Source organism: Nocardia sp. CWNU-33, assembly GCF_046764895.1.
Lineage (GTDB): Bacteria > Actinomycetota > Actinomycetes > Mycobacteriales > Mycobacteriaceae > Nocardia.
This window is the reverse complement of sequence record NZ_JBKOQN010000019.1, coordinates 116,771-129,652: the sequence shown is the minus strand read 5'-3', so window position 1 is coordinate 129,652 and position 12,882 is coordinate 116,771. Positions and strand designations below refer to the sequence as shown.

General features: G+C 66.9%; 12 protein-coding genes and 2 pseudogenes. 8 read left to right on the top strand and 6 right to left on the bottom strand.

Annotated elements, in window-relative coordinates:
* Position 1 precedes the first annotated feature (1 nt).
* Positions 2-787 (top strand): triose-phosphate isomerase, encoded by a 786-nt coding sequence (tpiA, locus tag ACLMAL_RS24595; protein ID WP_328402994.1) that lies wholly within the window; start codon positions 2-4, stop codon positions 785-787.
* Positions 788-849: 62 nt separating this feature from the next.
* Here tpiA and ACLMAL_RS24590 read toward each other — a convergent pair whose 3' ends face one another.
* The gene (locus ACLMAL_RS24590) at positions 850-1,629 is read right to left on the bottom strand and encodes an META domain-containing protein (protein ID WP_412001237.1); all 780 of its coding nucleotides are present in this window, start codon (positions 1,627-1,629) and stop codon (positions 850-852) included.
* 221 nt (positions 1,630-1,850) lie between these two features.
* On the opposite strand from ACLMAL_RS24590, the gene ACLMAL_RS24585 reads away from it, so the two are divergent.
* The 4 genes from ACLMAL_RS24585 (at position 1,851) to secG (ending at position 4,908) form a co-directional block, all read left to right on the top strand.
* Positions 1,851-2,102 (top strand): TetR/AcrR family transcriptional regulator, encoded by a 252-nt coding sequence (locus ACLMAL_RS24585; RefSeq protein ID WP_412001236.1) that lies wholly within the window; start codon positions 1,851-1,853, stop codon positions 2,100-2,102.
* 210 nt (positions 2,103-2,312) lie between these two features.
* Positions 2,313-2,891 carry a hypothetical protein gene (locus ACLMAL_RS24580; protein ID WP_412001235.1) on the top strand — a complete coding sequence of 193 codons (579 nt, stop codon included), beginning with the start codon at positions 2,313-2,315 and terminating at the stop codon, positions 2,889-2,891.
* A 151-nt stretch (positions 2,892-3,042) separates the two neighbouring features.
* A complete protein-coding gene (locus tag ACLMAL_RS24575) occupies positions 3,043-4,641 on the top strand; it encodes an MFS transporter (protein ID WP_412001234.1) in 1,599 nt (532 codons plus the stop codon).
* 33 nt (positions 4,642-4,674) lie between these two features.
* Positions 4,675-4,908 carry a preprotein translocase subunit SecG gene (gene secG / locus ACLMAL_RS24570; RefSeq protein WP_328402986.1) on the top strand — a complete coding sequence of 78 codons (234 nt, stop codon included), beginning with the start codon at positions 4,675-4,677 and terminating at the stop codon, positions 4,906-4,908.
* Between the two features lie 87 nt (positions 4,909-4,995).
* Here the strand turns inward: secG and ACLMAL_RS24565 are convergent.
* Positions 4,996-6,026: pseudogene (locus ACLMAL_RS24565) on the bottom strand (YbfB/YjiJ family MFS transporter).
* Positions 6,027-6,206: 180 nt separating this feature from the next.
* Between ACLMAL_RS24565 and ACLMAL_RS24560 the strand changes: the two are divergent.
* Together ACLMAL_RS24560 and ACLMAL_RS24555 are read left to right on the top strand one after the other, a co-directional pair.
* A pseudogene (locus tag ACLMAL_RS24560) lies at positions 6,207-6,911 on the top strand (LysR family transcriptional regulator); the annotation flags it as partial.
* Between the two features lie 280 nt (positions 6,912-7,191).
* Positions 7,192-7,452 carry a hypothetical protein gene (locus tag ACLMAL_RS24555; RefSeq protein ID WP_412001233.1) on the top strand — a complete coding sequence of 87 codons (261 nt, stop codon included), beginning with the start codon at positions 7,192-7,194 and terminating at the stop codon, positions 7,450-7,452.
* An 18-nt stretch (positions 7,453-7,470) separates the two neighbouring features.
* Here ACLMAL_RS24555 and ACLMAL_RS24550 read toward each other — a convergent pair whose 3' ends face one another.
* The gene (locus tag ACLMAL_RS24550; protein WP_412001232.1) at positions 7,471-8,319 is read right to left on the bottom strand and encodes an SDR family NAD(P)-dependent oxidoreductase; all 849 of its coding nucleotides are present in this window, start codon (positions 8,317-8,319) and stop codon (positions 7,471-7,473) included.
* Between the two features lie 54 nt (positions 8,320-8,373).
* Between ACLMAL_RS24550 and ACLMAL_RS24545 the strand changes: the two genes are divergently transcribed.
* Complete coding sequence (locus ACLMAL_RS24545; RefSeq protein WP_412001231.1) at positions 8,374-9,357, top strand: alpha/beta fold hydrolase; 984 nt, start codon at positions 8,374-8,376, stop codon at positions 9,355-9,357.
* Between the two features lie 201 nt (positions 9,358-9,558).
* Here the strand turns inward: ACLMAL_RS24545 and ACLMAL_RS24540 are convergent, their stop codons facing one another.
* The 3 genes from ACLMAL_RS24540 to ACLMAL_RS24530 all read right to left on the bottom strand — a co-directional run bounded on the left by ACLMAL_RS24540 (position 9,559) and on the right by ACLMAL_RS24530 (position 12,867).
* On the bottom strand, positions 9,559-10,038 hold the full coding sequence (locus ACLMAL_RS24540; protein ID WP_412001230.1) for a hypothetical protein: 480 nt from the start codon (positions 10,036-10,038) through the stop codon (positions 9,559-9,561).
* Between the two features lie 213 nt (positions 10,039-10,251).
* The gene (locus ACLMAL_RS24535) at positions 10,252-10,605 is read right to left on the bottom strand and encodes a hypothetical protein (RefSeq protein ID WP_412001229.1); all 354 of its coding nucleotides are present in this window, start codon (positions 10,603-10,605) and stop codon (positions 10,252-10,254) included.
* Between the two features lie 24 nt (positions 10,606-10,629).
* A complete protein-coding gene (locus ACLMAL_RS24530) occupies positions 10,630-12,867 on the bottom strand; it encodes a thiamine pyrophosphate-dependent enzyme (RefSeq protein WP_412001228.1) in 2,238 nt (745 codons plus the stop codon).
* Positions 12,868-12,882 lie beyond the last annotated feature (15 nt).

The following is a 12,882-nucleotide window of genomic DNA, read 5'->3' as shown; positions in this document are numbered from 1 at the left end:
CATGGCACGCAAGCCGCTCATCGCGGGCAACTGGAAGATGAACCTCAATCACCTCGAGGCCATCGCTCTGGTGCAGAAGATCGCATTCGCGTTGCCGGAGAAGTACTTCGCCAAGGTCGACGTCACCGTGGTCCCGCCCTTCACCGATCTGCGCAGCGTGCAGACCCTGGTGGAGGGCGACAAGCTGCTGCTCACCTACGGTGCGCAGGACGTGTCCACGCGCGACGAAGGCGCGTACACCGGCGAAATCAGCGGATCCATGCTGGCCAAGCTGGGGTGCACCTATGTGGTCGTCGGGCACTCGGAGCGTCGGCAGTACCACCTGGAGGACGACGCCACCGTGCTCGCCAAGGCGAAGCAGGCGCTGAAGTACGGGATCACGCCGATCGTCTGCATCGGTGAGGGCCTGAACATCCGCGAGGCGGGCACACACGTCGAGTACAATCTCGAGCAGTTGCGTGGATCGCTGAAAGGTCTATCGGCCGAACAGATTTCGAAGGTCGTCATCGCCTACGAGCCGGTCTGGGCCATCGGGACCGGCAAGGTCGCCACGCCTGCCGACGCGCAGGAAGTGTGCGGCGCGATCCGTGCCGAGCTGGCCGAGCTGGCCAACCCGGAGGTCGCCGCGGGCGTGCGGGTGCTCTACGGCGGTTCGGTGAACGCCAAGAACGTCGGTGAGCTCGTCTCACAGACGGATATCGACGGCGCACTGGTCGGCGGCGCTTCGCTCAAGGGTGACGAGTTCGCAACCCTGTCGGCGATCGCCGCGGGCGGCCCACTGCCGTAAGCGTTTTCGTGACGACGAGCCGGGCATCGACATGATGCCCGGCTCGTCGCTATTCGATGGCCCTATACGGCGCGCAAGGTCAGGCCGTCGCCCTTGTCGTTTCGCAGGGTGAGGGTGTCCGCGTCGATGGTGGCGGTGGTCTTGCCGTCGAGGGCCGCGAGGACGGCGGTCTCGACCTCCATCACCTCGGGTGAACACATCATCCTGGTGCCGGCGACCTGGAAGGTGACGTCGGCGCCTGTGATGGTGGCGTTGCCGGTCAGCCGGTTGCAGCCGCCGCTTCCGGAGACGGCACCGTCGGGGGCGATGGTGAGGGTCGGTTTCACCTCGTCGATGGTCTGCGATCGGGTCCTGGCGTCGGGGGTGATGATCTCGGTAACGATCCAGGTGGTGCCGGTCAGCGGCTTGTCGGGTTGGGCGACCTTCTTGTCGAGCAGGTGCACGGTCGAGTTGGTGCCGTGCAGGGTGAGTTCGGTGTTGTCCAACTGCCAGCCAGGCGACGAGTTCAGGAGGTTCACGAGCCATTCGTCGGCGCCATCGTGGTCACCCGAGCAGGCCATGAGGGTGCCGGCCAGCGTGGATACCTGCAGCTTGTGGTTGTCGAGGACGACCGCGCCGCTGTAGGTGTTGCAACCCGCGGCGGCCGAGATCCGATCGGCTACGAAGGTGAGCGTCAGCGGGCCGTCACCCGGGATGGGCACACCTTCGACTTCGGTGGAGACGTAGGTGTGGCCGATCGGGGCCGGCGCATGCTCTGGAGATTTCTCCGAGTCGCTTGTGCAGGCAGCCGCCCACAATGTGAGCAAGAGAATCGGACCGAAACGCACGAAGTTTGCCGACATGTTGCGATCCTACCGACGTTGCCGTACCGAAACCGGCATTCTCTACCCCGACCGGCCCGCCGATGCGGTCCGAGGTCCGCTCGCGGTCACTGCGTCCTGAAGCGGCAGGCGCGCCATTGGGCCTGTCGTTCAACCACTTTGCGGTCGAGCGCCGGACACGGCGGCGATGCCGCGTTCGCCCCGACCGGACCCACCGGCAGGATGCTCAGCGGTGACTGGTAGTGCCGAATCCGCGTCCGCGTCGCACCCAGCAGGAACGCCGCGCTGCGACGGCAGCCGAGCTGGTCGACGCCACCATCGTCGCGATCGGCAAAGTGGGTTATCAGCGCGCCACGGTGCAAGAGATCTGCGGGCGTGCAGGGCTTCCGGCCGGTGCGATGTTCCGGCCGTTCGACAGCAGGCTGCATCTGATCGTGCGGACCTCGGAGGAGGTCTTCACTCGGCAGCGGGCAGCCTGCCGGGCGGTCATGTAACACGTTGGTGCACAGGATGATTCACTCGATACCGCGCTGCGCTACCTGTGGGCACGCCGAAAATGGCGTGCCCACACATTGCGCAGGGGATACCGTCGTTGGATCGCAGGGTTGGGCAAACAGCGCCTCAGGCAAGCGGCATGTCGGTGGAATCCGCTGGAGCGAGCATCGCGCCCGCACGGAGTGGGCTGTCATAGCTGGAGGGCATTGATGCGGTTGTGGACGTTGCAAGCGCCGGAAGTCGTCGCCGCAGTGCGATCCGACGGGCGCTACCTGGCCGAATGGGATCGAGTGATCGTCAACTGGCGGCCCGCGTTCCGGGCGATGGTCGCGGAGATGCGGGGTCGGGACATCGTCTGCGATAGCGCGCCACCCATCTGGTGTTGGCCAGGTCGGGCGCTGCGGCGCAACCGAATCCGGCAGACTGCGAATTCGCTGCTCGGCGATGACCAGTGGGCGCACGGCATCTGGCTGCTGAAGCTCGACGTCCCCGATTCTCAGACCCTGGCCACCTCGTACTCCCGATGGAACGACTACCTCGGCGTCACCATGGACCTCCTGCGTGCCAAGGGTCTGTCCGACGGTCCTGCCTTCGCACCCGGTGCCGCACCCATGAATTGGGGTCCTGAACTGGAAAACGAATGGGACCAACCCCAGGTCGTCATCCCCGAGCTGCGCTGCGAGTGGCTATTGACCGCCCGCCCCTACCTGCCGGACCCCGAGACCGCAGCCCGAATCGCGGCCGATCCACTGCTTCGTGCCCAGCCGCAATGCGTGCGGCCCGACTGATGAATAGGCGCAATCCTGTTCGTGCGGAGTGAAAGTAACACTCGGCCGCCCGGATCAGCAGCTGGAGCGCCGTGGAAGTGCACGCTGAGGACGGATCAGTGGCAATGGTTCTGCCCCGGTGTGCTCGGCGAGCGCCGCTAAACTCGGCACCGTGACCACCGCCGACGCAACGATCCCGCTATCCACCTGGGCGCCGCTGCGATCGCCGGTCTATCGGGCGCTGTGGATCGCCCAGCTGGTGTCGAACCTGGGCACCTGGATGCAGACCGTGGGTGCGCAGTGGATTCTGGTCGACGAGCCGAATGCGGCGACGCTGGTTTCGTTGGTGCAGACCGCGATCACGCTGCCGGTGATGTTGCTGTCCATCCCGTCGGGGGTGCTCGCCGATCTGGTCGATCGGCGCCGACTGCTGCTCGGTGCGCAGTCGGCGATGGCGTTGCTCGCCGCGTTGCTCGCGGTGTCGACCGCGACCGGACACACCACGCCTGCGGTGCTGCTGACGCTACTGTTCCTGCTCGGCTGCGGGCAGGCGCTCACCGCGCCCGCGTGGCAGGCGATCCAGCCGGAACTGGTTCCACGCGAACAGATTACGTCCGCCGCCGCACTCAGCAGCATGAATATCAACATCGGCCGGGCGGTCGGTCCCGCGGTGGCCGGTGTGCTGGTGACGGTGTCCGGGCCGACCGTGGTGTTCGCGCTCAACGCGGTGTCGTTCGGCGGGATCGTCGCGGCGCTCGCACTGTGGCGCCGCCCGCGGACCGATCAGAGCCTGCCGACCGAGCGCCCGCTGGCGGCGTTGCAGGCGGGCACCCGCTTTATTCGAGCGGCTCCCGCGATTCGCCGCGTGCTGTTGCGCGCGATCCTTTTCATCGCGCCGGCGAGTGCGTTGTGGGCGTTGCTTCCGGTCATCGCGCGCGACCATTTCGGTCTGTCCGCGTCCGGTTACGGGCTGATGCTCGGCGCCCTCGGCATCGGCGCGGTGCTCGGCGCGCTTGCGTTGTCGCGATTGCGGTCGATGCTGACCCCGACGCACCGGCTGGCCGTGGCCGCGGTGTTGTTCGGTGCCGCGACGGTGGCCACGGTGTTGCTGCACTCGGTGCCGGTGGTGCTTGTCCTGCTGGTCGGCGCGGGGCTGGCCTGGCTGCTGGCGATGGCCACATTGAACTCGACCATGCAGTTGCTGTTGCCCGCGTGGGTGCGGGCGCGCGGGCTGTCGGTGTACATGCTGGTGTTCATGGGCGGTCAGGCGATCGGGTCGCTGGTCTGGGGTCTGGTCGCCGGTGCTGTCGGCCCGGTGTCGACCATGCTCATTTCCGCTGCGCTGCTCGCCTGTTGCGCGGTGAGCACGCTCTGGCTGCCGATCCGGCACAACGCCGAAGAACTGGACCTGACGCCGTCGGCCTTTTGGCCCGAGCCGCAACTCGTGGTCGAGCCGGATCCGGCCGACGGCCCGGTGCTGGTGCTGCGGACCTATGACGTGCCCGCCGAGAACGTCGACGAGTTCATGGCCGCGATGGCCTTCGTCGGGCGCTCGCGGCAGCGCACCGGCGCGATGGAGTGGCGGTTGTATCGCGACGTCGGTGTGCTCGACCGCTATGTGGAGGCGTTCGTGGTGCGCTCCTGGGCCGAACACATGCATCAGCATCAGGTGCGGCTCACCGCCCAAGATCAACTGCGGGAACGCGCGGTAGCGGCGTTCACCAACGGCGACGACAAGATCACCCATCTCGTCGCGGTGGAGCCGCATTAGGTCCGGCAGGGGCTACCCCATAGACTGTCCGACATGCGGATGTTCCTGGATATCCTCCTGATCGTCACCAGCGTGCTGCTGGTGTTGCTGGTGCTGCTGCACCGCGCCAAGGGTGGAGGTCTGTCCAGCCTGTTCGGCGGTGGTGTCCAGTCCAGCCTGTCGGGATCCACTGTCGTCGAGAAGAACCTCGACCGCGTCACTATCTTCACCGGCCTGGTCTGGCTCATCGCCATCCTCGGCATCGGGCTGGAGATCAAGTTCGCCTGACGGTCCTTCGGCCCAACGCCGCAGCTCACGATTCGAGTGAGCTGCGGCGATTTGTGCTGCGCCGAAGATCTCGAGGTTGATCGATCGTCACGGGTTCGATGGTGCTGAGGGTTCGGGTATCCGCGCAACGATAACGGCTGCCGCCGTCGCCGCGATCAGCACCGCCGTGGCGATCACGAATGCCGTGGTGTAGCCGTCGCCGATTACCGGCGCCACGACGAGCGGGCCGATCATCTGTCCGGATCCGTAGCCCGCGGTGAGCGTTGCCGCTGCTCGGTGGTCCGACAGCTCGGTGCCCACTCGGATCGCGAGCATGGTGATGCCTATGAAGGTGCCGCCGAACAGCACCGCGGAGATGATGGCGGACCAGAGCGCGGTGGCCAGGGCGGGCAGTCCTGCCGACACGCATTGCGCCGATAGCGCTGCGACCAACACTGTCGCGGGTCTCCAGTGTCGGGCGGCTATGCCCCACAACACGGCGGGCGCCGCGGCCGCACCGACGATCACCCACATCACCGAGCCGACGGTCGGGCCGCTGTGCGCGCTGACGGCGGCGACCAGGAAAGTGCCGATCACGATATAGCCGACACCTTCGAGGGAGTAGGCGACGAGCAACGCACGCCAAGCCGGAGTCGAGCGGCGTCTGCCTGCTACTGCGGTGGACCGATAGCCCTGATGGATGTCGAGCCGGAGCGCCGGCAGCAACAGCAGCGCTGTCAATACCGCCGCGCCGGACCAGAGTGCTTGCCAGGGCAGTACCGGTCGTGCGGCAAGGGCCAGCAGGCCGGTCAGCGCAATGCCGAGGCCGACGCCGCCGAACGCGATGCCCGCCGCGTGTCCATGCCCGCCGAGTCGGGCGATCGCCCCGGCGCAGCCGACGAAGATCACCGCGCTCGCTACCCCGCGATCAGTCGCAACACAGCGGGGAACACCGCCGGTCCCGGTATCGCCAGCAGCACTTCGCTCATCACCAGCGTCGCGGCGGCGAGGCGAAAAGACAGGGGGCTGTTCAGGTCCGGCCGTCGAGCCAACAGCACGGCACCCACGAGATAGCCCGCGTAATTGGCGGCGGCGATCAACGCTCCGTCGTGTGCGCTGATCCGGTGCGCATCGACCATGGCAGGCATCACCGGGGTGTAGGCGAACCGGCCCACTCCCACCGCCGCGGCGAGGCCGGCGCTTGCGGCGAGTGCCGGTGCAATGCTGCTGCGCGTGGTGGAAGCTACGGCGGTATCGGTCACACCTGCTGACCGTACGGACCGCCGACCCGGCCGTGAAATGCTTTATACGCTCGATGCATGGATATCGAGTTGCGGCACCTCCGGGCGTACCTCGCGCTGTGCGAGGAGGCGAACTACACCCGTGCCGCAGCACGCCTGCACCTCAGTCAGCCCGCGCTCACCCGGACCATCCAGCAGTTGGAACGCCGAGTCGAATGCCGCTTGATCGAGCGCTCGTCCCGCCGCTTCGAACTGACCGAAGAAGGCGCGGAACTGCTGGCGCACAGCAGGCGGATCATCGCCGACATCGATACCGTCCGTGACGAACTCCGCTCGCGCGCCACCCTCGACGTCGGTTTCTCCTGGCTGCTCCCCGATACCTGGTTCGCACAGACCCGCACCCGCTACGAGGTGCTCGGCGGCCGCATCTCGCTGCACCGCGTCGAAGACCCGATGGCCGCGCTGGCGGACCGGTCGATCGATATCGCGATCCACCGCAACGAGATTCGGCTCCCACGCGACCTCGCGTCCCGGGTGATCGGGACCGAGGATCGGATGCTCGCAGTCTCGGTGAACTCTCCACTTGCCCATGTCGAGGACCTACGCTGGGCCGACCTCGCGAGCTACCCATTGGTCGTCAACGTGGTCTCCGGCACCATCCATGCCGGATCATGGGATCCGCCGTACCCGGATCGCACCATCATCACCTGCACGAATTTCGACGAATGGATCGAACTCGTTGCGGCGGACCGCGGCATCGGCGGCGTCCCCACCCTGGCGCGGACCCGTGCACCGCATCCCGGCGTGGTCTACCGCGACATCCCGGACGCCCGCCTTCGCACGTCTACCTCACCTGGCGTGCCAAGCCCGCCCCATTGGGCTCGGTGCAGCGCTTTCTCGGAATCGCTCGAGACGCAACACCAATCGATGACTAGTTGTCGCACCGTCGGGCGGATGCGAGTCGCGCGGGTAGTCGGGGCAACAGGTTGGGCTACTCGGCCGTGGATCAGGCGTCTGCACGTTCGAGATCATCGACAGCGTCGTTGCCGCCGCGAAGAAGGACTTGGGGAACGCGATACTCGCGGCCGGAGTAGACGTCAAATCAGCGGACGGGCACGCCGAAGTCGCCGCGGAGATGCGTCGAGCACTGTCGGGGCTGTTGGTCGCCGCTCGTGTCGATGGCGTGGTGCGCGCGGACCTCGAGCTATTCGATCTGCTCGCTTTGCTGTACGGATGGTGTACGGCCGCAAAGCATTACGGCTGGGACAGTGCACAGCGTGACCGCGCTCTTGCGGTGAGCTTCGAGGGATTGATGCCCAGGTGAGGTGTGTTCGTCACGGAGTCAGTCGGCGCGCGGGATGCGGCCGTCGACGTCGGTGAAGCCGTATTGCTCGGCCAAATCGGCAACCCGCCAGGCTCGACCGGTCCTGGCGCGGCGGTCGGGGTCGGTGGCGAGGGCGACGACCGCCCGGCCGGGGAAGCGGGGGGATTCGGCGGCGTCCAGGTCGAAGGTGCCCTCGCCCGGGAGGATGACCAGGCGCCTGCCCTGCTCGTTTGCCGGGACCAGTTGCAGGAGTTCGGTATTCACGATTCCGGGCCACAGGGAGACTACGGTGACGCCGGTGTCGGTGAGGTCGTGGGCCATATCGGCGGTGAGCCGGTCCAGTGCGGTCTTCGCCACGCCGTACACGGCATTGTGCATGTAGCGCTGTGCACCCGGCGAGGAGATATTGGCGATCAAACCCGCCGACTCGATCAGCAGTGGCGCGGCGAATGCGCTTGCCGTGTAGTGAGATCGGACGCCGACATCGAACGTCTCGTCCCATGCGGCCGGGGGCACCTCCCAGAACGGCTTGCCGAGCCAGCGGGCAGCGGCGGGGGAGTTGTAGACATTGTTCACCAGCACATCCAGCCGGCCTCGCTCATCGCGCACGCGGGTGAACAGGCGCTGGATCGCATCGTCGTCGCGGTGGTCGCACACGAACGGTATCCCGTGGCCGCCGAGGGCATCGATCTCCGCGGCCGTCTCGTGCACCGTCCCCGGCAGCCTGCCGGCCGCGGCCGAGCGCCCGGTGACGTACACCGTCGCACCTGCTGCGCCCAATTCCAGCGCGACGCCTTTGCCGATTCCGCGGCTGGCGCCGGTGACGACGGCTACGCGGCCGCCGAGTAGGTGAGGTATTCCGTTCACGATCTCGGGACATTACCTTGAAACGAGAACGCGTTCTATGTTTTGGAGGCCGCAGTGGAGTTGACCCATCGGTTCGTGGCGACCAATGGCATTCGAATGCACGTCGCCGAACAAGGCGAGGGGCATCCGGTGATCTTCTGCCACGGCTTCCCACACACGTGGTTCATCTGGAATCGCCAGCTGGCGGCGGTCGCTGCAGCAGGTTACCGGGCTATCGCACCCGATCTGCGTGGCTACGGATGTACCGAGGCGCCCGCCGATGTGGCGGCGCACACGAATCGTGAGGTGATCGGCGATCTCCTCGGCCTGCTCGACGATATCGACGCCGAACAAGCTGTGTTCGTCGGCTTGGATTTCGGTGCCGCACTGGTCTGGGAGCTGGCATTGCGCGCGCCGGAACGGGTGCGCGGCATCATCGTGCTGAACAACCCGTTCGCACCGCGTCCGTCGCGTCCGCCGTCGCAACTGTGGGCCAAAGCCGCGCAGCGACACTTCCTGCATCTGGACTACTTCCAGAAGCCCGGCGTTGCCGATGCCGAACTCGGTGCCGACCCGCGGGATTTCCTGGCCCGCGTCTACTACTCCCTCAGCGCCGACTACCACTACCTGGACACTTGGCGTTTCCCGGCGGAAGGCACCGGCTATCTCGATGTGCTGCCCGAGGCCCCGCCGCTGCCGTGGCGCTGGCTTTCGGATGACGAATTAGATGTCTTGGCACAGGATTTCGAGCGCACCGGCTTCACCGGCGGCCTGAACTGGTACCGCGCACTCGACCGCAATTGGGAACTCACCGCCGACTACGCGGACGCCACAGTGACCCCGCCGACCTACTTCCTCTACGGCGACCGCGACCCCGACATGGAGGGCTTCAGCGGCCGCGACCCCTTGGCCACGCTACGGGAAAACGTCCCGAACCTGCGCGGGGTCACCAAGATCGGCGGCGCGGGCCACCTGGTTCAGTTGGAGCGGACGACGGAGGTCAACGACTGGATTACCGCTCATCTGCGCGAGCTTGCTCCGGTACCGGTTCCCGACTGACGAATCCGGAAAGCGATCGGCGGTCCGAGTCCGCGCGCACCGCGGTGACCAGCCCTGGCGAATGAATCCGACTGGACAGGTCACTTGCCGCGGAGCTGCCCAGGCGTAGTCGACATCAGAGGTGCACTGATCGCCCGGTGGACGCGCGCGTGCGTGCGGCTCGCGACCGAGCCACGCACTCGGCTGTCGCGAGATTTTCGCCTACTTGTATTCGCAGGCCAGTTCCGGATATTCGGGCCACTGGGGGAGCGGCTGGCGGTCCAGGTAGGCGGTGAGGCGGTCCAGCAGGTACTGCCAGCGTGGACCGATCGTGCTCGCGTCGGCGGGGCACACATGCCTGCGGATGAGTTCGACATTCGTGACAACGCCGACCTGGGTCATGCGCAGCTCCAGCACGCAGCCGTCGATCTGCGCGACCAATTCGTGCGGCGCCCGGCATTCGTCCACCCGCACCGTGATCGGCCCGATCCCGGGCCCGTCGATCGGCTCGATCGTCAGCTCCCCGCCCACTCCCGACACCGTCCCGAACCAGCGCCCCAACTGCCGCCACTCCGTGCACGCCGACCACACCTCCAACACCGGCCTACGAAAAGACCGCAGGTAGTGCAGCAACACCAAATCGCCGTCGGTCTCGCGATCGTGCTCTGGCCGTACCTCGCCGAGCATGGACATCGTGGTCATCGCCGTGCCCTTCCACTGCCGGTTACCGTTCTGCCCACTGTATTTCCAGTCCGCACCAACCGAATCCGAATCGCCCAATCGCAATCGTGTTGCGAGCAGAACGCGGCTTTCCCGGGCTTCGCCGGTTGCGTCGGGGAGCGCACCTCCGTCGGGATCCGCACCGCCGGTCGGGCCAAAGGGGCAGGTCCCGACAAGCGGTGCGGACGGGCCCGGTCAGTCGTCGGTTTGGGTCCAGGCGGCGACAGGGAGGGTGAGGTAGACGCCGAAGTCTTCGAGAGCGGTGGCTTGCGAGACCAGATCGTGCAGCAGGTCGCAGCGGTCCTGGCGGTTGCTGGCTCGGCTCTGGAACCATTTGGAGCGGACTTCGATGACGGCGTCGAGGCCGCTCTGGTCGAAGGGGCCGAGTTGGCGGAAGCGGATTTCGATATCGCCGGGCCGCAGGTCGCCGTCGTAGGGTTCTTCCGGGCATTCCACGGCCACGGACACGATGTGGGGCAGATGCTTTCCAAGGTCGCGCAGAACGGACTCGGGGACGTGCGGGGCGTAGGTGACCTCGACTAGTGGCACGCGATTCAGCCTAGCGAGACGGTGTTATGGCTCGGCAAGGAGTTTTCCGGCGGCGGCTTCGATGCGGTCCTCGTCCAGCAGCACCGTCTCGGCGGCAGGGCCGAGGGGGATGAAGCTGTCCTCGCTGGTGACGCGCGCGATGCGACCGTCGAAACCGGCATCGACGAGCGCGGCGCAGAGCGCCTCGGAGACGCCGCCCGAGTGGCGGGTTTCATCGGCGACGAGAACACGGCCGGTGGCGCGGGCATGGTGGAGGAGGTCTTCGAGCGGGAGCGGCGCCAGCCACCGCAGGTCGAGAACCCGGGCGAATATACCGCTTTCGGCGAGTCGCCGAGCAACGCGCAGACTCATCGGCACGCCGTTGGCGAAGCTGACGATGGTGAGGTCGGTGCCGTCGCCATAGACGCGAGCACGGCCGATCGCGACATGATCGGCCGAGGGCGGCGCGAGCCAGGCACCGTCGCCGGGCTCGTGCAGGTCACGGGTGTGGTACAGCGCGATGGGTTCCAGGAAGACCGATACTCGGCCGTCGACCCGCCCGGCGGAGACGCAGGTACGCAGCATCGCCGCGGCGTCGTCGGCGCGGGACGGGGACGCCAGGATGAGGCCGGGGATGTCACGCAGCGCGGCGATCGAGTTGTCATTGTGGAAGTGCCCGCCGAAACCCTTCTGGTAGGCGTAGCCGGCTATCCGGATCACCATCGGGTTCCGGTACTGTCCATGGGAGAAGAACTGCAACGTCGCAGCCTCGCCGCGCAGCTGATCGGCCGCGTTGTGCAGGTATGCCAGATACTGGATCTCCGGTATCGGGAGGAAGCCGGCCAGCGCGGTGCCGAGTGCGGTGCCGAGCACACTCTGTTCGTCGAGCAACGTGTCGAAAACCCGCCGCGCGCCGAAGGCCTTCTGCAATCCCTTGGTGACGCCGTACACGCCACCCTTCCTGCCCACATCCTCACCGAAGACCAGCACATCGTGATCTCGCGCCAGCAGCGCACCGAGGGTGTGGTTGACGGCCTGCGCGAGCGTCATCGCATCGTTGACCACCGCAACTCGATTCGATCCCTGGCCGGGTACCTGGGCCGGCCGGGCAGCCTGGTTTGCAGTGTCGATTGCGTGCTGGCGAAGCGCATCGGTTCGTACCGCATCCGGGTGCGATGGTGCCAGCGGCGCCATGACCGCGGCTGCCGAGCTCAGTTTGGGTTCGTGCCCCACCAATTCGGCCATCGCCTCGACGCGGGTGCGGACGTCGTCGTAGCGGTCGATGACTTCATCGGGTGTCGCCACACCGACCGTCACGAGCAGTCGGGCGGTCTCGATGACAGGATCGCGCAGCAGGTCGGCGGCGATGTCGGCGGGGCGGCGGTAAGCGGATTCGACATCGGATCCAGCGTGGCCCAGCAGCCGCACCGTGCGCAGGCGCAGGAAGGCAGGCTTGCGGTTTTCACGTACCCAGTCGGCGGCGGACTGCGCGGTTGTCAGTGCGTCGAGCGCATCCCAGCCGTCCGCGCAGAAGTACTCGAGGCCGGGACGCAGGCCGTAGGCGTGTTCGATCCAGTCCGGCGGGGTCGGCACGCTGATGCCGATCCCATTGTCCTCGCAGACGAACAGGACGGGCATTGGAATCCCTTGGTGAGCAGTGTGAATCGCGGTATTGATCGCGCCCGTCGCAGTGGAGTGGTTGGCCGACGCGTCACCGAAACTGCACAGCACGACAGCATCCGACGGCCATTCGCTGGTGACCCCGAGCTGGGCCGCACGACCGATCGCGAACCCGAGTCCGACCGCGCGCGGCAGCTGGGACGCGATCGTCGAGGTCTGCGGAATCACGCCCGCCGCCTTGCTGCCGAACACCTTGTGCCTGCCACCCGATATCGGATCGGCGGCCGCTGCAACGACGCCGAGCAGCACGTCACGGATCGGGTCGAGCCCCGCCACCTGCCGTGCGCGGTGCACGAAGAACGCGCCGGAACGATAGTGCAGCAACGCGGGATCGGTCGCGCGCAGCGCCGCCGCGACGGCCGCATTGCCCTCGTGGCCGGACGATCCGATGCTGTAGTAGCCGCGTCGCACGCCGCCGAGCCTGCGCGCCGCGAGATCGAGCTGCCTACTCGTCGCCTGCGATTCGAACAGCTCCAGGCACCGCGCACCGGAAACCCGGCCGCCCGGGTCGATCAGCTCCCCGGCCGGGCGGCTCGGACTAGCTGTCAGCGCCTCGATCTCGGTGCGAAACCGCTCGTCGAGGTCGACTCCCTGCTCGGTCATCGAACGATCATCCCG

What these genes read in the sequence shown, in the direction of transcription:
- ACLMAL_RS24530 (WP_412001228.1), bottom strand. Translation starts at nt 12,867, where the DNA reads ATGACCGAGCAGGGAGTCGACCTCGACGAGCGGTTTCGCACCGAGATC.
- ACLMAL_RS24580 (WP_412001235.1), top strand. Translation starts at nt 2,313, where the DNA reads ATGCGGTTGTGGACGTTGCAAGCGCCGGAAGTCGTCGCCGCAGTGCGA.
- ACLMAL_RS24540 (WP_412001230.1), bottom strand. Translation starts at nt 10,038, where the DNA reads ATGACCACGATGTCCATGCTCGGCGAGGTACGGCCAGAGCACGATCGC.
- ACLMAL_RS24590 (WP_412001237.1), bottom strand. Translation starts at nt 1,629, where the DNA reads ATGTCGGCAAACTTCGTGCGTTTCGGTCCGATTCTCTTGCTCACATTG.
- tpiA (WP_328402994.1), top strand. Translation starts at nt 2, where the DNA reads ATGGCACGCAAGCCGCTCATCGCGGGCAACTGGAAGATGAACCTCAAT.
- secG (WP_328402986.1), top strand. Translation starts at nt 4,675, where the DNA reads ATGCGGATGTTCCTGGATATCCTCCTGATCGTCACCAGCGTGCTGCTG.